20 protein-coding genes are annotated in these 17,362 nt (G+C 62.1%); 8 read left to right on the forward strand and 12 right to left on the reverse strand.

Features of this window, described 5'->3' with window-relative positions:
• Nucleotides 1–243: 243 nt before the first annotated feature.
• The 3 genes from infA to aat form a co-directional block, all read right to left on the reverse strand.
• Nucleotides 244–462: a translation initiation factor IF-1 gene (gene infA / locus LUB09_RS14980; protein WP_002553999.1), complete on the reverse strand. Its 219-nt coding sequence runs from the start codon at nt 460–462 to the stop codon at nt 244–246.
• Between the two features lie 100 nt (nt 463–562).
• Nucleotides 563–1,270, reverse strand: coding sequence for an arginyltransferase (locus tag LUB09_RS14985; RefSeq protein ID WP_209982822.1), 708 nt, complete (start codon nt 1,268–1,270; stop codon nt 563–565).
• A gap of 56 nt (nt 1,271–1,326) precedes the next feature.
• A complete protein-coding gene (gene aat / locus LUB09_RS14990; RefSeq protein ID WP_209982820.1) occupies nt 1,327–2,007 on the reverse strand; it encodes a leucyl/phenylalanyl-tRNA--protein transferase in 681 nt (226 codons plus the stop codon).
• 498 nt (nt 2,008–2,505) lie between these two features.
• Here aat and LUB09_RS14995 point away from each other — a divergent pair, with 498 nt between their 5' ends.
• The 6 genes from LUB09_RS14995 to cysG are packed head-to-tail and all read left to right on the forward strand — an operon-like array spanning nt 2,506 to nt 10,008.
• On the forward strand, nt 2,506–4,914 hold the full coding sequence (locus LUB09_RS14995) for a DNA translocase FtsK (protein WP_209982818.1): 2,409 nt from the start codon (nt 2,506–2,508) through the stop codon (nt 4,912–4,914).
• Between the two features lie 54 nt (nt 4,915–4,968).
• Nucleotides 4,969–5,592 (forward strand): outer membrane lipoprotein chaperone LolA, encoded by a 624-nt coding sequence (gene lolA, locus LUB09_RS15000; RefSeq protein ID WP_057007506.1) that lies wholly within the window; start codon nt 4,969–4,971, stop codon nt 5,590–5,592.
• Nucleotides 5,593–5,619: 27 nt separating this feature from the next.
• Complete coding sequence (locus LUB09_RS15005; RefSeq protein WP_209982816.1) at nt 5,620–6,942, forward strand: replication-associated recombination protein A; 1,323 nt, start codon at nt 5,620–5,622, stop codon at nt 6,940–6,942.
• A complete protein-coding gene (gene crcB, locus LUB09_RS15010; protein ID WP_209982814.1) occupies nt 6,942–7,316 on the forward strand; it encodes a fluoride efflux transporter CrcB in 375 nt (124 codons plus the stop codon). Before LUB09_RS15005 ends, crcB begins: the two co-directional genes overlap by 1 nt.
• Nucleotides 7,317–7,332: 16 nt before the next feature.
• Nucleotides 7,333–8,613, forward strand: coding sequence for a serine--tRNA ligase (gene serS / locus LUB09_RS15015; RefSeq protein ID WP_231422930.1), 1,281 nt, complete (start codon nt 7,333–7,335; stop codon nt 8,611–8,613).
• Nucleotides 8,614–10,008: a siroheme synthase CysG gene (gene cysG / locus LUB09_RS15020; RefSeq protein WP_231422931.1), complete on the forward strand. Its 1,395-nt coding sequence runs from the start codon at nt 8,614–8,616 to the stop codon at nt 10,006–10,008.
• A 378-nt stretch (nt 10,009–10,386) separates the two neighbouring features.
• Here the strand turns inward: cysG and LUB09_RS15025 are convergent, their stop codons facing one another.
• The 7 genes from LUB09_RS15025 to LUB09_RS15055 form a co-directional block, all read right to left on the reverse strand.
• Nucleotides 10,387–11,382 carry a glutathione S-transferase family protein gene (locus LUB09_RS15025; RefSeq protein ID WP_231422932.1) on the reverse strand — a complete coding sequence of 332 codons (996 nt, stop codon included), beginning with the start codon at nt 11,380–11,382 and terminating at the stop codon, nt 10,387–10,389.
• 88 nt (nt 11,383–11,470) lie between these two features.
• Entirely contained in the window at nt 11,471–12,472 is a 1,002-nt protein-coding gene (locus LUB09_RS15030; RefSeq protein ID WP_231422933.1) for a glycosyl transferase family protein, read from the reverse strand.
• Nucleotides 12,469–12,804: a TusE/DsrC/DsvC family sulfur relay protein gene (locus tag LUB09_RS15035; protein ID WP_209982804.1), complete on the reverse strand. Its 336-nt coding sequence runs from the start codon at nt 12,802–12,804 to the stop codon at nt 12,469–12,471. The genes LUB09_RS15030 and LUB09_RS15035 overlap by 4 nt, the downstream gene beginning before the upstream one ends.
• Nucleotides 12,801–13,079 carry a sulfurtransferase complex subunit TusB gene (gene tusB / locus LUB09_RS15040; protein ID WP_209982801.1) on the reverse strand — a complete coding sequence of 93 codons (279 nt, stop codon included), beginning with the start codon at nt 13,077–13,079 and terminating at the stop codon, nt 12,801–12,803. Before tusB ends, LUB09_RS15035 begins: the two co-directional genes overlap by 4 nt.
• A complete protein-coding gene (gene tusC / locus LUB09_RS15045) occupies nt 13,079–13,429 on the reverse strand; it encodes a sulfurtransferase complex subunit TusC (protein ID WP_209982799.1) in 351 nt (116 codons plus the stop codon). The genes tusB and tusC overlap by 1 nt, the downstream gene beginning before the upstream one ends.
• Nucleotide 13,430: 1 nt before the next feature.
• On the reverse strand, nt 13,431–13,823 hold the full coding sequence (tusD, locus tag LUB09_RS15050) for a sulfurtransferase complex subunit TusD (RefSeq protein ID WP_209982798.1): 393 nt from the start codon (nt 13,821–13,823) through the stop codon (nt 13,431–13,433).
• 169 nt (nt 13,824–13,992) lie between these two features.
• Nucleotides 13,993–14,487 (reverse strand): SprT family zinc-dependent metalloprotease, encoded by a 495-nt coding sequence (locus tag LUB09_RS15055; protein ID WP_057007496.1) that lies wholly within the window; start codon nt 14,485–14,487, stop codon nt 13,993–13,995.
• 178 nt (nt 14,488–14,665) lie between these two features.
• On the opposite strand from LUB09_RS15055, the gene ttcA reads away from it, so the two are divergent.
• A complete protein-coding gene (gene ttcA, locus LUB09_RS15060; RefSeq protein WP_003232138.1) occupies nt 14,666–15,490 on the forward strand; it encodes a tRNA 2-thiocytidine(32) synthetase TtcA in 825 nt (274 codons plus the stop codon).
• A 67-nt stretch (nt 15,491–15,557) separates the two neighbouring features.
• Complete coding sequence (locus LUB09_RS15065) at nt 15,558–16,229, forward strand: DNA-3-methyladenine glycosylase I (protein WP_231422934.1); 672 nt, start codon at nt 15,558–15,560, stop codon at nt 16,227–16,229.
• An 81-nt stretch (nt 16,230–16,310) separates the two neighbouring features.
• Here LUB09_RS15065 and wrbA read toward each other — a convergent pair whose 3' ends face one another.
• Both wrbA and arsC read right to left on the reverse strand, forming a co-directional pair.
• Entirely contained in the window at nt 16,311–16,916 is a 606-nt protein-coding gene (gene wrbA, locus LUB09_RS15070; RefSeq protein WP_209982791.1) for an NAD(P)H:quinone oxidoreductase, read from the reverse strand.
• Nucleotides 16,913–17,266: an arsenate reductase (glutaredoxin) gene (gene arsC, locus LUB09_RS15075; RefSeq protein ID WP_209982789.1), complete on the reverse strand. Its 354-nt coding sequence runs from the start codon at nt 17,264–17,266 to the stop codon at nt 16,913–16,915. The genes wrbA and arsC overlap by 4 nt, the downstream gene beginning before the upstream one ends.
• Nucleotides 17,267–17,362: the final 96 nt, after the last annotated feature.

The raw sequence follows: 17,362 nt of genomic DNA on the forward strand, positions 1-17,362 counted from the left end.
AACTCGGGCTGGTCTCGATACTGGATACGATAAACCGACTCAACCGCATAGCCTGAACCGCCGTATACGGAACCGTACGTACGGTGGTGTGAGAGGACGGCGGGAGTAATCCCGCCTCCTACTCGATTCTACAATCCACTTTCAACACAGCAGAGATCAAAATGTGGGAGGGCGGTGTTGGTAAATAAATAATACGCACACACAAAAACGCCCGGCATAACCGGGCGTTTTGTATTGACTTGCTTAGCGAGCGCGGTAAGTGATGCGCCCTTTGCTCAAGTCATAGGGCGTCAGCTCGACGCGCACTTTGTCACCGGTAAGAATACGGATGTAGTTCTTGCGCATCTTGCCGGAGATATGCGCGGTTACGACGTGCCCATTTTCCAACTCCACACGAAACATGGTGTTGGGCAGGGTGTCGACGACAGTGCCTTCCATTTCGAAGCTGTCTTCTTTCGACATGCAGTAAAGCCCTCGGTATCCAGTGAATGGCCCGGTGCAACTGCGCCAGGCAAAAGCGGCGTGCATTGTGCCCGAAAAAGAGTGTTCAAGCCAAGGGGTTCTAGTTAAGCGTGACCCATCTTTGATTAATCAGCAGCTCAATGGGCCGATATTGGGTCTTGTAGTTCATCTTTTGGCAGTTTTTGATCCAGTAACCGAGGTACACCGCCTCCAGTTCCTGGCGCAGCGTTTCGCCGATCTGCCACAGGATTGCAAAACGTCCGAGGCTGCGGCGCTCTTCCCTGGGCTCATAGAAGGTGTACACCGCCGACAGGCCGTTGGGCAGCAAGTCGGTGACGGCGACGGCCACCAGGCGGCCTTCCAGGCGAAACTCGTAAAAACGTGAAAAGGGCAGGTCACGCACCAGAAAGGTGGAAAACTGGTCGCGGCTGGGCGGGAACATATCGCCGTCGGCATGCCGCTGTTCGATATAGCGCTGATAGAGGTCGAAGTATTCCTCGGTGAACCTGGGCAGGGCCGGCGTCACCGTCAGGTCGGCGTTGCGCTTGAGAATGCGCTTCTGGTTGCGGTCCGGCACAAACTGCGCAACCGGGATGCGTGCTGGCACGCAGGCATTGCAGTGCTGGCAGTGTGGTCGGTACAGGTGATCGCCGCTGCGCCGAAATCCCATCTCCGAGAGGTCGGCGTACACATGCACGTCCATGGGCTGGCTGGGGTCGAGGAACAGCGTGGTGGCCTGCTCATCGGGCAGATAGCTGCAGGAGTGGGCTTGAGTGGCATAAAACTTCAAGCGCGCCAGCTCGGTCATGATCAACCCTCGGGATAAGCGTTGAAATAAGTGTAAGCCAGGTGCGCGGATGTCGCCTAGGAAACCCACGGGCCTGCGTTGGGCTGATCCAGATGTTTGTGCAGGAAATCGGCGAATTCCCTGCGCGGGATGGCGCGGGCGCCCAGGCTGTGCAGATGATCGTTGGGCATCTGGCAGTCGATCAGCACGAACCCCCAGGCCTGCAATTGCCGGGCAAGGGTGACAAAGCCGAATTTCGAGGCATTGTCGGCGCGGCTGAACATGGATTCGCCAAAGAACAACTGGCCCATCGCCAGGCCATACAGCCCGCCCACCAGTTCACCGCCGTCCCATACCTCCACCGAATGCGCATAACCGCGCTGATGCAGGGCCAGGTACGCGCTCTGGATGCCTTCGGTGATCCAGGTGCCGTCGGCGTAGCTGCGCGGCGCCGCGCAGGCCTGGATCACCGCAGCGAAGTCCTGATCGTACGTCACGCTGTAACGCTGCTGGCGCAGCAACTTGCCCAGGCTGCGTGAGACATGCAGTTCGTCGGGGAATATCACCGTGCGCGGGTCCGGCGACCACCAGAGAATCGGCTGCCCCTCGGAGAACCAGGGAAAGCAGCCGTGGCGGTAAGCCTGGATCAGCCGTTCGGCCGACAGGTCGCCACCGGCGGCCAGCAAGCCATTGGGTTCACGCATGGCTTTGGCCAGCGGCGGAAAAGTCAGGGTGTCGCGTTGTAACCAGGTCAGCATGGCATCCAGGCTTTGCAGAAGGGGAGGGGAGTGGCAGATATGACGCCTGCCGCTTGAGCGGTGATTATTGTCGACGTGGCAGCGCACGGCCAGTACGAAGGGCACATTGTCGGGTATTAGCGTAAACGAGTGTTTCTGCAACTCTGCGCAAGGGGTGCGGTCGTAATCGGGTCGCGCCAATGCAGGCCCTTTGCCAAGCTTGCCTTGAATGATAAAAACCACGCATAAGCCTTTGTCAGCTAAGGCAATGCATGCTCAAATTGAACAGGCCATGACACGCCAATTATCCAGACTGGCGGGTGAGGGGCAAGTGTGTGGCATCACGCACGCAAACCCGTACAATGCGGCCATCGTGGCGTTATCGTCGTTTCGCCTGTCCAACGCCCTGTATTAACAGTAGATTTACCGACATTCGTTCATTTTTCAGCTGCTCGGATTGGGCAGCATGTGCAGTCATTCAACAGATGGACGCGCCAAAGGCGCAGGAAAAGACCCGTTTTGAAGAAATCCGCCGCAACACCCAAAGCAGCAGTCGTGCCGGCCTGGCGCCAGCACCTGCACTACCGACTCAAGGAAGGTGCGCTGATCGCCATCGGTGCCCTGTGCCTGTTCCTGATGATGGCCTTGCTTACCTACGGCAAGGACGATCCGGGCTGGAGCCACAACAGCAAGATCGAAGACGTGCAGAACTTCGGCGGGCCTGCCGGTTCCTACAGCGCCGATATCCTGTTCATGGTGTTGGGTTACTTCGCCTATATCTTCCCGTTGCTGCTGGCGATCAAGACCTGGCAGATCTTCCGCCAGCGTCACGAGCCGTGGCAGTGGAGCGGCTGGCTGTTCTCCTGGCGCCTGATCGGTCTGGTATTCCTCGTGCTGTCCGGCGCCGCGCTGGCGCATATTCACTTTCATGCGCCCACCGGCCTGCCGGCGGGTGCGGGCGGTGCGCTGGGCGAAAGCCTCGGCGACCTGGCACGCAAGAGCCTGAATATCCAGGGCAGCACGCTGATGTTCATCGCGCTGTTCCTGTTCGGCCTCACGGTGTTCACCGACCTGTCGTGGTTCAAGGTGATGGACGTGACCGGCAAGATCACCCTCGACCTGCTGGAGCTGTTCCAGGGTGCCGCCAACCGCTGGTGGTCGGCGCGTGTCGAGCGCAAACGCATGGTGGCGCAGTTGCGCGAGGTGGACACCCGCGTCAACGAGGTGGTCGCGCCGACCACGCCGGACCGCCGTGAGCAGGCCAAGGTCAAGGAACGCCTGATCGAGCGCGAGCAGGCCCTGAGCAAACACATGTCGGACCGCGAGAAGCAGGTGCCGCCGGTGATCGCCCCGGCACCGACAAAGGCTCCCGAGCCGAGCAATCGCGTGCAGAAAGAGAAACAGGCGCCGTTGTTCATCGACAGCGCGGTGGAAGGCACCTTGCCGCCGATCTCGATTCTCGACCCGGCCGAAAAGAAACAACTCAACTATTCCCCGGAATCCCTGGCGGCAGTCGGCCATCTGCTGGAAATCAAGCTCAAGGAATTCGGCGTCGAAGTCTCGGTGGACTCGATCCACCCGGGCCCGGTGATCACCCGTTACGAAATCCAGCCGGCCGCCGGTGTAAAGGTCAGCCGTATTTCCAACCTGGCCAAAGACCTGGCGCGTTCCCTGGCGGTGACCAGCGTGCGCGTGGTGGAAGTGATCCCCGGCAAGACCACCGTGGGTATCGAGATTCCCAACGAGGACCGCCAGATCGTGCGCTTCTCCGAGGTGCTGTCGACCCCGGAATACGACAACTTCAAATCGCCGGTCACCCTGGCCCTGGGTCATGACATCGGCGGCAAGCCGGTGATCACGGACCTGGCGAAAATGCCTCACCTGCTGGTGGCCGGTACCACCGGTTCGGGTAAGTCGGTGGGCGTGAACGCGATGATCCTGTCGATCCTGTTCAAGTCCGGCCCGGACGACGCCAAGCTGATCATGATCGACCCGAAGATGCTCGAACTGTCGATCTACGAAGGCATTCCGCACCTGCTGTGCCCGGTGGTCACCGACATGAAGGACGCCGCCAACGCCTTGCGCTGGAGCGTGGCCGAGATGGAGCGGCGCTACAAGCTGATGGCCAAGATGGGCGTGCGTAACCTGTCGGGCTTCAATGCCAAGGTCAAGGAAGCCCAGGACGCCGGCACGCCGCTGACCGATCCGCTGTACAAACGTGAAAGCATTCACGACGAGGCGCCGCTGTTGACCAAGCTGCCGACCATCGTGGTGGTGGTCGACGAATTTGCCGACATGATGATGATCGTCGGCAAGAAGGTCGAAGAACTGATCGCGCGGATCGCGCAGAAGGCGCGTGCCGCCGGTATCCACCTGATCCTCGCCACCCAGCGCCCGTCGGTGGACGTGATCACCGGCCTGATCAAGGCCAACATTCCGACCCGCATGGCGTTCCAGGTGTCGAGCAAGATCGACTCACGGACCATCATCGACCAGGGCGGCGCCGAGCAGTTGCTGGGCCACGGCGACATGCTCTACATGCCGCCCGGCACCAGCCTGCCGATTCGCGTGCACGGCGCCTTCGTGTCCGATGATGAAGTGCACCGTGTGGTGGAAGCGTGGAAACTGCGCGGTGCGCCAGAATACAACGACGACATCCTCGCCGGTGTGGAAGAGGCCGGCAGCGGCTTCGACGGCGGCAGCGGCGGTGGCGACGATGATGCCGAAACCGATGCGCTCTACGACGAGGCCGTGGCCTTCGTGCTGGAAAGCCGTCGCGCCTCGATCTCCGCCGTGCAGCGCAAGCTGAAGATCGGCTACAACCGCGCCGCGCGCATGATCGAATCGATGGAAAACGCCGGCGTCGTCACCGCAATGAACACCAACGGCTCGCGCGAAGTCATTGCCCCCGGGCAGGCGCGCGACTGACCTCGCGCCGCGTGGCAGCACGCGGCGCGCCCTGATTACTCAATGAGGACTCCCATGCGCCTTATCCGCATGCTGTTGTTGCCGGCCCTGGCCCTGACTGCTGTTTCGGCCCACGCCGACCCGGCCTCCGTCGCCAGCCTGAAAAACCTGCTGGACAAATCCCAGACCCTCACCGCGCGCTTCTCCCAGCTGACCCTGGACGCCGGCGGCACCCGCTTGCAGGAAACCGCCGGCGAGATGGCCGTACAGCGCCCCGGCCTGTTCTACTGGCACACCGAAGGCAAGTCCGAGCAGACCATCGTCTCCGACGGCCAGAAGGTCACGCTGTGGGACCCGGACCTGGAGCAGGCGACCATCAAGAAGCTCGACCCGCGGCTGAATCAGACCCCGGCGCTGCTGCTGTCCGGTGATGTGTCGAAAATCAACGACAGCTTCGACATCACCTCCAAGCAAACCAGCAACGTGATTGAGTTCACCCTCAAGCCAAAATCCAAAGACACGCTGTTTGACAGCCTGCAACTGTCGTTCGGCAATGGCGTGATCAACAACATGCGCCTGATCGACAGCGTCGGCCAGCGCACCGATATCCTGTTCACCGGGGTCAAGGCCAATACGCCGGTGCCCGCGTCCCGGTTCAAGTTCGACATCCCCAAGGGTGCCGACGTGATCCAGGAATAATCTGCCCAGAGGTTACAAACGCTGCCCATGGACCTGTTTCGAAGTGATCCGATTGCCCAGCCCCTGGCCGCGCGCCTGCGCTCGACCAACCTGGACGAGTATGTCGGTCAGGAACACCTGCTCGCGCGCGGCAAGCCCCTGCGCGAAGCCCTGGAGCAGGGTGCGCTGCACTCGATGATCTTCTGGGGGCCGCCCGGTGTGGGCAAGACCACCCTGGCGCGGCTGCTGGCCAAGGTCTCGGACGCTCACTTTGAAACGGTCTCGGCGGTACTCGCCGGGGTCAAGGAAATCCGCCAGGCGGTGGAAGTCGCCAAGCAGCAGGCCGGCCAGTACGGCAAGCGCACCATCCTGTTTGTCGACGAAGTGCATCGCTTCAACAAGTCGCAGCAGGATGCGTTCCTGCCCTACGTCGAGGACGGCACGCTGATCTTTATCGGCGCCACCACCGAAAACCCCTCTTTCGAACTCAACAACGCCTTGCTCTCGCGGGCGCGGGTCTATGTGCTCAAGAGCCTGGACGCCGCCGCCATGCAAAAGCTGCTGCAGCGCGCCCTGGGCGAAGACAAGGGCCTGGGCAAGCGCCAGTTGAGCGTCAGCGACGAAGGCTTTCAGATTTTGCTCACCGCCGCCGATGGCGATGGCCGGCGTTTTCTCAACCTGCTGGAAAACGCCTCGGACCTGGCCGAAGACGGCAGCGAGATTGGCGTCGATCTCCTGCAAAGCCTGTTGGGCGATACGCGTCGACGTTTCGACAAGGGCGGCGAAGCCTTCTACGACCAGATTTCGGCGCTGCACAAATCGGTGCGCGGCTCCAACCCGGACGGCGCGTTGTACTGGTTTGCGCGGATGATCGATGGCGGTTGCGACCCGCTGTACCTGGCGCGGCGTGTGGTGCGCATGGCCAGCGAGGACATCGGCAACGCCGACCCGCGCGCCCTGAGTCTGTGCCTCGCCGCCTGGGACGTGCAGGAGCGCCTCGGCAGCCCCGAAGGGGAGCTGGCGGTGGCCCAGGCCATCACGTATCTCGCCTGCGCGCCAAAAAGCAACGCGGTGTACATGGGCTTCAAGTCGGCATTGCGCGCGGCGGCCGAACACGGCTCCCTCGAAGTGCCGATGCACCTGCGCAATGCGCCGACCAAGCTGATGAAGCAATTGGGCTACGGCGATGAATACCGCTACGCCCACGATGAGCCGGACGCCTACGCCGCCGGCGAAGATTATTTCCCCGATGAGCTTGAGCCATTGCCGCTCTACCAGCCGGTGCCCCGTGGCCTGGAGCTGAAGATCGGCGAAAAGCTCAATCACCTCGCTCAACTCGACCGTCTCAGCCCCAGGCAGCGGAGAAAGTAGTGCTCAAGACGATTCTTGCCGTGTCCGCTGCCGGCATCGCTGGTACATTATTGCGTTTCGCCACCGGGACGTGGGTGAGCGCCAACTGGCCGAAGCATTTTTACGCGGCGACCCTGGCGGTCAATCTGGTGGGGTGCCTGATTATCGGGCTGTTGTACGGCTGGTTCCTGTTGCGTCCGGACGTGCCGATTGAGATTCGCGCCGGCTTGATTGTCGGCTTTGTAGGCGGTCTGACGACCTTTTCATCCTTTTCACTGGACACGCTGCGCCTGCTGGAAAGCGGCCAGGCCCTGGTCGCCTTCGGGTACCTGGGCATCAGCGTGTTCGGCGGGCTGCTCGCCACCTGGGCCGGCCTGTCCTTGACCAAACTTTGATAAACGAGAGACCGACATGCTCGATTCCAAACTGTTACGTAGCAACCTTCAGGACGTAGCGGACCGCCTGGCATCCCGTGGCTTTGCCTTGGATGTTGCGCGCATCGAAGCGCTGGAAGAACAGCGCAAGACCGTCCAGACCCGCACCGAAGCACTGCAGGCTGACCGTAATGCGCGCTCCAAATCCATTGGCCAGGCCAAGCAGCGCGGCGAAGACATCGCGCCGTTGATGGCGGACGTCGAGCGCATGGGCAGCGAGCTGTCCGAGGGCAAGGTCGAGCTGGACAGGATCCAGTCCGAGCTGGATTCGATCCTGCTCGGCATCCCCAACATCCCTCATGAGTCAGTGCCGATTGGCGCCGACGAAGACGGCAACGTCGAAGTGCGTCGCTGGGGCACGCCCAAAGCGTTTGATTTCCAGATCAAGGACCACGTCGCCCTGGGCGAATTGACCGGCGGCCTGGATTTCGAAACCGCTGCGAAGATGTCCGGCGCGCGCTTTGCCTTGCTGCGCGGCCCGATTGCACGCATGCATCGCGCCCTGGCGCAGTTCATGATCAACCTGCACACCGCCGAGCACGGTTACGAGGAAGCCTACACGCCTTACCTGGTGCAGGCGCCGGCGCTGATGGGCACCAGCCAGTTGCCCAAGTTCGAAGAAGACCTGTTCAAGATCAGCCGCGATGGCGAAGCCGACCTGTACCTGATCCCGACCGCCGAAGTGTCGCTGACCAACATCGTCGCCGGCGAGATCCTCGACGCCAGGCAGCTGCCGCTCAAATTCGTCGCCCACAGCCCGTGTTTCCGCAGCGAAGCCGGTGCCTCGGGTCGTGATACCCGCGGCATGATCCGCCAGCACCAGTTCGACAAGGTCGAAATGGTGCAGGTGGTCGAACCCGCCAAATCGATGGAGGCCCTTGAAGGCCTGACCGCCAACGCCGAACGCGTGCTGCAGCTGCTGGAGTTGCCTTATCGTGTGCTGGCGCTGTGCACCGGCGACATGGGCTTCAGCGCCGTGAAGACCTACGACCTGGAAGTGTGGGTGCCGAGCCAGGACAAATACCGCGAGATTTCGTCGTGCTCCAACTGCGGCGATTTCCAGGCGCGGCGTATGCAGGCGCGTTTCCGTAACCCGGAAACCGGCAAACCGGAACTGGTGCACACCCTCAACGGGTCGGGCCTGGCCGTTGGCCGTACCCTGGTGGCCGTGCTGGAAAACTACCAGCAGGCAGACGGTTCGATCCGCGTGCCGGAGGTGCTCAAGCCTTACATGGCGGGTGTCGAGGTCATCGGTTAAATGGAATTTCTGCCGCTGTTTCATAACCTGCGCGGCAGTCGTGTACTGGTGGTTGGCGGTGGGGAAATTGCCTTGCGCAAATCCCGCCTGCTGGCCGAAGCCGGTGCGTTGCTGCAGGTGGTTGCTCCCCAGGTCGAAGGTCAGTTGCGTGAACTGGTGCTGGGCAGTGGCGGGGAGGTCGTGCTGCGCGGTTATCAGGAGGCTGACCTCGACGGTTGCGTGCTGGTGATTGCGGCCACCGACGACGAGCCGTTGAACGCGCAAGTGTCCAGTGATGCCAAGCGCCGTTGTGTGCCGGTCAATGTGGTGGATGCGCCGGCGTTGTGCAGCGTGATCTTCCCGGCGATTGTCGACCGCTCGCCGCTGGTGATCGCAGTGTCCAGCGGCGGCGATGCGCCGGTGCTGGCGCGGTTGATTCGGGCCAAGCTGGAAACCTGGATTCCATCGACTTACGGTCAACTGGCCGGCCTGGCGGCACGCTTTCGCGCTCAGGTCAAAGGTTTGTACCCGGATGTGCAGCAACGCCGTGCGTTCTGGGAAGAGGTGTTTCAAGGCCCGATTGCCGACCGTCAGTTGGCCGGGCAGGGGGCTGAAGCCGAGCGCCTGTTGATCGAAAAGGTCAACGGTGCGCCGCCTTATGCGCCGGGCGAAGTGTATCTGGTAGGCGCCGGCCCGGGCGATCCGGACCTGCTGACCTTCCGCGCGCTGCGCCTGATGCAGCAGGCCGATGTGGTGCTGTATGACCGCCTGGTGGCACCGGCGATTCTGGATCTGTGTCGTCGCGATGCCGAGCGTGTCTACGTTGGCAAGCGCCGCGCTGAACACGCGGTGCCGCAGGAGCAGATCAACCAGCAATTGGTCAGCCTGGCCAAACAGGGCAAGCGCGTGCTGCGCCTCAAGGGGGGCGACCCGTTCATTTTTGGACGTGGCGGGGAAGAAATCGAAGAGCTGGCGGCCCATGGCATCCCGTTCCAGGTAGTGCCGGGGATCACTGCGGCCAGCGGGTGCGCGGCCTATGCCGGGATTCCGCTGACCCACCGCGACTATGCGCAATCGGTGCGTTTCATCACCGGGCATTTGAAGAACGGCACCTCGGACCTGCCCTGGCGGGACCTGGTCGGCCCGTCGCAGACCCTGGTGTTTTACATGGGGTTGATTGGGTTGCCGATCATCTGCGAACAGCTGATCCAGCATGGCCGCGCGCCGGACACCCCGGCTGCGTTGATCCAGCAGGGGACGACCGCCAACCAGCGCGTATTCACCGGCACCCTCGCCGACCTGCCGCGCATGGTGGCGGAGCATGAAGTGCATGCGCCGACACTGGTGATCGTGGGTGAGGTGGTGGTGTTGCGTGAAAAACTCAAATGGTTCGAAGGCGCCCAATCCCAGGTCTGACATCGCCTCCTGATGGCAACCCCGGGTTTTGTGGGCTTATTGTGGCGAGCGGGCTTGCCCCGCGTTGGGGTGCGAAGCGCCCCCAATCGAGCAAAACGCGGTGTGCCTGATACGGCTCAGCGTCTGGTTTTGGGACTGCTGCGCAGCCCAGCGCAGGACAAGCCTGCTCGCCACAGGGAATCTGCGCTTGACTGAACGGCATTAGGGCTTGCCCCGCGTTGGGGTGCGAAGCGCCCCCAATCAAGGAAAGCGCGTTTTACCTGATACGGCTCAGCGTCTGGCTTTGGGGCTGCTGCGCAGCCCAGCGCAGGACAAGCCTGCTCGCCACAGGGAGTCTGCGCTTGACTGAAGACAGGCCCGCTTCCCAGAGTTGTGCAGTCAGCCGTGGACGCCCTGGCCAGTCAGCCTGTTGCGATCATGCTCGCCATCAAACCCTTGCAGCGGCCCCTTCGGCACGATCCCGGTCGGATTGATCGTGCGATGGCTCGCATAGTAATGCCCCTTGATATGCGCAAAATCCACCGTCTCGGCCACCCCCGGCCACTGATACATCTCCCGTAGCCAGTTCGACAAATTCGCATAATCGGCAATGCGCCGCAGATTGCACTTGAAGTGGCTGTAATACACCGCATCAAAGCGAATCAACGTGGTGAACAAGCGCACATCCGCCTCGGTCAGGTACTCACCGGCCAGGTAGCGATGCGTGCCCAGGTGCTGTTCAAGCTGGTCCAGCTCGGCAAACACATCATCAAATGCACTTTCATACGCCTGCTGCGACGTGGCAAAGCCCGCGCGGTACACGCCGTTGTTGACGGCCGGGTAGATGCGCTCGTTCAGTGCGTCGATGGTCGGGCGCAGTGGCTCGGGGTAGAAGTCCAGGGTGTTGCCGGTCAACGCGTTGAACGCGCTGTTGAACATGCGGATGATCTCCGCCGATTCGTTGCTCACGATGCGCTTGAGTTTTTTGTCCCACAGCACCGGCACGGTGACGCGCCCAGTGTAATCGGCGGTGTCGGCGGTATAGCGCTGGTGCATGAACTGGAAATCATCCAGAGCGTCGCCTGTGGAGCCGTGGGCCTTGTCGAAGGTCCAGCCGTTTTCCAGCATCAACCAACTGACCACCGACACGTCAATCAGGCTTTCCAGCCCCTTGAGTGTGCGCAGAATCAAGGTGCGGTGCGCCCACGGGCACGCCAGCGACACGTAGAGGTGATAGCGGCCCGCTTCGGCCTTGAAGCCACCTTCGCCGCTCGGGCCGGGCGCGCCGTCGGCGGTCACCCAGTGACGACGTTGTGCCTGTTCGCGTTGGAAAGCGCCATCTGCGCTACTTTCGTACCACTGGTCTTTCCAGTGTCCTTCGATCAGCAAACCCATGATTGGCTCCTTGGCTAATAAGCGTTGGAGCCCAGTCTAAAGGCGTGAGTTCGAACTAAAAGCGCAAATACCCGGCGACAATCATCGATTAAATCGATTTGTCCCGCGCTAACCAGTAGTGCCGGGCCAGTTCGAACGCCTGCTCCCGTGGCTGGCCAAGACCGCGCAGGGCTAGCGCCATGGTCGCGATCAGTGCCAGTTGCGGGTAGCTGTCCTCGACGTCGCCGCGCCACAGCGCTGTCAAGTGCTCGGGCTCAAGGCTGGCCGGTTTGACGTGGCGCTGGGCGGAGAGGGCAGGCCACTCTTCGTCCCAGCTCTTGCCGCCCGTGGTGCCGTACAAATGGCTGAGGGTGTCGGGGTTGATCTCGATTTCGCCGCCGTCGCCTTTCACCACGATCACGTTATCGCCCAGCAGGCCGCTGGCGTCGCGGTGCACGCCCTGGTAGCCCGGATGGAAAATGCTTTGCAGGCCGCAACGGGCCTTCAGCGGGTTGAGCAGGCGCGCCAGCGAGTGGATCGGCGAACGCAGGCCCAGGGTGTTGCGCAGGTCGATCATGCGTTGCAACTGCGGCGCCCAATCGCCCAGCGGGATAAACGCCAGGTTGCCATGCTCATAAGCCGCCTCGACCTGTTGCCAGGTGCGGCACAGCGGGATTTGCAGGGTTTCAAGCAATTGCTCGGTGTACAGCCGACCGGCGGTGTGCGCGCCGCCGCCGTGCATCAGAATGCGCACGCCGTTCTGCGCCAGGCACTTGGCCGCCAGCAGGAACCACGGCAGGTGGCGCTTTTTGCCGGCATAGGTGGGCCAGTCGATGTCCACATTCAACGCCGGCGCGTTCAGGCGCTCGCGCACGGCTTCGGTGAAGCCGGCGAGTTCTTCCGGGCTTTCTTCCTTGTGGCGCAGCAGCATCAGGAAGGCGCCGAGCTGGGTGTCTTCGACCTTTTCGTCGAGCAACATGCCCATGGCTTCGCGGGCTTCGGCGCGGGTCAGGTTGCGCGCGCCGCGCTTGCCTTTGCCGAGGATGCGCACGAACGGCGCAAACGGGTGCTCTTCGGGCGTAGCGAGGGTCAGTGGGGCAAAGTCGGTCATAAGCAATTCGTCGGCCTGGGCAGGCCCGCCAGTTTGGCGGCGAGTTTGGCGGGAGTGCCGTTGAACAGTTTGTTGAGGTGCAGGCTGTTGCCCTTTTCCGGGCCCAGCTTCAAGGCGGTGTATTTGATCAGCGGGCGTGTGGCCGGGGACAACTGGAACTCGGCATAAAAGCCGCGCAGCAACTCGAGGATTTCCCAGTGCGCGGGGGTCAATGCCAGGCCTTCGGCAGCGGCGAGGGCGTTGGCGACGTCCACGCACCAGTCGTTGAGGTCGACGAGGTAGCCGTCCTTGTCCAGTTCGAGGCAGCGCGCGCCTACGGTGAGGGTGTTCATAGCCAGGTGTTGACCTTGTCGTAGCCGACGGATAGCTGCACGAAGCCGGGGTAATCGACACTGTCGGCCCAGTCGGGCAGTGGCAGGTTGCGCGCCTGGCTGTCTTCGGCCAGCACGAAGACTTTCACGCCCTTGCCTTGCAGCGCGGCATTTTGCAGGCCGTAGGCGCCGTCGCCGCAGAGCAGAATCGCGTCCTCGGCGCCACAGATGCGCAGGCAGCTGTCGAGACGGCTGTCGGTGAACGGGGAGTGGGAGAGCACATGGAGAGTCGACATCAGAGGGTTATCACCTGGTCGTAACGGTCGATCAATTGGGCAATGGCGTCGCTGCCCAGGCCTTGGGCGCTGGCCGGCGCATTCAGTCCGCGTACTTCCAGGCTGTGGTTGCAGGCGAATACATCGTCGATGCCGAACAACTCCAGCGCCTGCAGGTTGGCGCTCAGATCCTTTTGCTGCACGGCCCTGGCGTTCTGGTCCGAGGCCAACTGAAACACGCCGTCGTCCATGAACAGCAGGCCGATCGGCAGATCGAATGCGCCACCGGCCAGCACGATATCCAGGGCTTCCCGCGCGCTCGGCCCGGACCACGGCGCCTGGCGGCTGATTACCAACAAGGATTTGGACATGTCACGGCCCTCCAAAACAGATCAGGCGGTCGGCGTCCTGGATGGCGTCATGCAGTTGCCCCAGGCCCGACAGCGCCCAGGGCGCATCCAGATTCACCGCGCTGCGCTGATAACGGGTGGCTTCGTCGCGGTCAAGCACGCCACGGCGCAGGGCGGCGGCGATGCACACCACGCCGTCAAGCTGATGCTGGCTGACAAAATCACGCCACTGGCGCGCAATGTCTTGCTCATCCTGCGGCGCAACGATGTTGTTGGACGCGCTGTACACACCGTCCTGATAGAAGAACAGCCGCACAATGTCGTGCCCGCCGGCCAATACCGCCTGGGCGAACAGCAAGGCGCGGCGCGAGGAGGGCGCATGGGCGGCGCTATACAGTGCAATCGCGAACTTCATGGAACACTCGGCAAACAAACGTAGGCTCATGATAAAGCGGCGGCTGCGAAAAAGCCCGCCGTGATCAAAACAGTGGAGTGACGGGGCCGTGCGCTATCGCAGGCAAGCCCCAATGCCAGTCAGTTAAGCGCAGATCGCTGTGGGAGAGGGCTTGCTCCCGATGAGGCCCTTATTCCACGCGGGTTTCCCCGCTGAACACCAACGTCTGCCGACACCGCCGACACAGATACCTGCGCCCCTGGGCCACCATGCCATGGCGCTGCGCGGAAAACGCAAAGTCGCTGTCCGCACACGGGCATCGGTAGATGTAGCGAGTGACTTGGCGGCGCTTCACCGCATAGGTGTGACAGCGATCCGGCGGCAGTTCATAAACGCCGCGCATGATCAGTTGCCATTCCTCGCCATGGGGCTGGATGCGCTCGCCAAACAATTGGTGGGCAATCAGATGCGCCACCTCATGGGCCACGGTCTGTTTCAGGAAGTGCTGGCTGTTTTCGCGGTACAGCTGTGGATTGAAGCGCAGCAGATTTTCGTGCAAATGCGCGACACCGGCTTTCTGGCCCCGCAGCTTGAGGCTGATCTGGGGGCGTTTGAAGCTTCGTTTGAAAAAGGATTCGGCTTGCAGGAAACAATCTTCGACGCGGGTATTGAGTGGCTCGGACATGCTGTATCTATCTCCAGAGCGGTCCAGTATGCCGCAAAGCGGGGTGTTTCCGAATCTGTCAGGCGCCGAATGGTCATTGCCCAGGGTTTAAAGGCTCAGCGGGCGCATTGGAACTTCACCGGCCTTATCGGTAAAATGCTGCGCTTTTCGTCACACACCTCCAGCGGATCCAAGCGCCATGGGCACTCTTACGGTCAACCAGAACAAACTGCAAAAACGCCTGCGTCGCCTGGCCGGTGAGGCGGTTGCCGATTTCAACATGATCGAGGACGGCGACAAGGTCATGGTCTGCCTCTCCGGCGGCAAAGACAGCTATACGATGCTCGATGTGTTGCTGCACCTGCAAAAGGTCGCGCCGATCAAGTTCGACATCGTTGCCGTCAACATGGACCAGAAACAACCGGGGTTTCCCGAGCATGTGCTGCCGGCCTACCTCAAGGCATTGGGCGTGGAGTACCACATCGTCGAGAAGGACACCTATTCGGTGGTCAAGGAACTGATTCCCGAAGGCAAGACCACCTGCTCGCTGTGCTCGCGCCTGCGCCGGGGCACGCTCTACACCTTTGCCGACGAAATTGGCGCGACCAAGATGGCCCTGGGTCATCATCGCGACGATATCGTCGAAACCTTCTTTCTCAATATGTTCTTCAACGGCTCGCTCAAGGCCATGCCACCCAAGCTGCGCGCCGATGACGGGCGCAACGTGGTGATCCGCCCGCTGGCGTATTGCAACGAGAAGGATATCCAGGCCTACTCCGACCTCAAGCAGTTCCCGATCATCCCGTGCAACCTGTGCGGCTCCCAGGAAAACCTGCAGCGCCAGGTGGTCAAGGAGATGCTGCTGGACTGGGAGCGCAAGACCCCCGGGCGTACCGAGAGCATCTTCCGCAGCCTGCAGAACGTGATCCCGTCGCAGTTGGCCGACCGCAACCTGTTCGACTTCACCAGCCTGCGTATCGACGAGAGCGCCGCTTCGCGCTTCGTCAATGTAGTGAACCTCTGAGGCCCTGCAACGCTCTGAAGGACGGCGCTCACGGGCGCCGTTTTCATTTCAATCCCCGGGAGAGGGCATGCGCGATTACAAGTGGCTGAACGAATATTGTCTGAACCGCTTCGGCTCGGCGGCCAAGCTGGAAGCCCACCTGCCAACGCCCAAAACGGCCGCGCAGTTGCGCAAGATCAGCGATGACCGCTACCTGTCGACCCTGGCGTTGCGGGTGTTTCGCGCAGGCTTGAAGCACAGCGTGGTGGACGCCAAGTGGCCGGCATTCGAGCAGGTATTCTTCGGCTTCGACCCGGAGAAAGTCGTGTTGATGGGCGCCGAGCACCTGGAACGGCTGATGCAGGACACGCGCATCATCCGCCACCTGGGCAAACTCAAGAGCGTGCCGCGCAACGCGCAGATGATCCTGGATATCGAGCAGGAAAAGGGCAGCTTCGGCGCCTTTGTCGCCGACTGGCCGGTGACCGACATCGTCGGCTTATGGAAATACCTGAGCAAGCACGGCCACCAGTTGGGCGGGCTGTCGGCACCGCGCTTTTTGCGCATGGTGGGCAAGGACACCTTTGTGCCCAGTGATGATGTGGTGGCGGCGCTGAATGCGCAGAAGATCGTCGACAGGGCGCCCACCAGCTTGCGGGATCTCGCGGCGGTGCAGAGCGCGTTCAACCAGTGGCACGCCGAGAGCGGGCGGCCGATGTGTCAGTTGTCGATGATGCTGGCTTATACCGTCAATCATTGAGACCCGGGTGAGCCCTTCGCGGGTAAGTCCGCTCCCACATTTGGCATGCATTGCAAGCTGTGGGAGCGGGGTGGCAGGACCTTAGCCCGGTTGGCCGTCCAACAGCCGGGCGGTTTTTGCCAGGCGCTGGCCCAGGGCGCGGCACAGGGCGGTTTCATGTTGATCGAGCAGGCGCTTGCCGTCCGCTCCGGCATGGTGGCTCGCGCCATAAGGCGTGCCGCCGCCCTGGGTGTCGAGCAGCGCCTGCTCGCTGTAGGGCAGGCCGGTGATCAGCATGCCGTGGTGCAGCAACGGCAGCAGCATCGACATCAACGTGGTTTCCTGGCCGCCATGCAGGCTGGCGGTGGAAGTGAACACCCCGGCCGGCTTGCCGACGAGGGCGCCGGTGAGCCACAGGTTGCTGGTGCCATCGAGAAAATACTTGAGCGGCGCGGCCATGTTGCCAAAGCGCGTCGGGCTGCCCAGGGCCAGGGCCGAGCAGTTCTTCAGGTCATCCAGGCTCGCATACACTGCGCCTTCTTCCGGAATGCCCGGCGCCACGGCTTCGCACTCGGCGGAAATCGCCGGCACCGTGCGCAGGCGCGCTTCCAGCCCGCCTTGCTCGATGCCACGGGCAATCTGCCGGGCCATCTCGCTCACCGAGCCGTTACGGCTGTAATACAGCACCAGCACATACGGCGTACTCACGGCAAAATCTCCAGTATCTTCTCGGGTGGGCGACCAATGACGGCCTTGTCGGCGGTTTCCAGGATCGGGCGTTCCATCAACTTCGGATGCGCGGCGATGGCGGCGATCACCTGGGCTTCGCTCAAGGTGGCGTCGGCGAGGTCGAGGGTCTTGTATTCGTCTTCACCGGTGCGCAGCAGTTGGCGCGCAGTGATGCCGAGCTTGCCGAGCAACGCCGTCAGTTGCGCGGCGTTCAACGGGGTTTCGAGGTAGCGCACCACGGTCGGAGCGAGGCCACGGGCTTCAAGCAGTTCGAGCGCACCGCGGGATTTCGAGCAGCGCGGGTTGTGATAAAGCGTCAGATCGGTCATGTGCGGGTCGCATCTTGCGTAAGGTGGCGGGTATTCTACCCGCGTGGCGGCCCGTCCTTAAACCGTAAGAGGCAACCGGTCGCAGCCCACGTTCAT

The sequence above is a fragment of the Pseudomonas sp. Leaf59 genome, assembly GCF_920984685.1.
In the GTDB taxonomy this organism is placed as follows: domain Bacteria; phylum Pseudomonadota; class Gammaproteobacteria; order Pseudomonadales; family Pseudomonadaceae; genus Aquipseudomonas.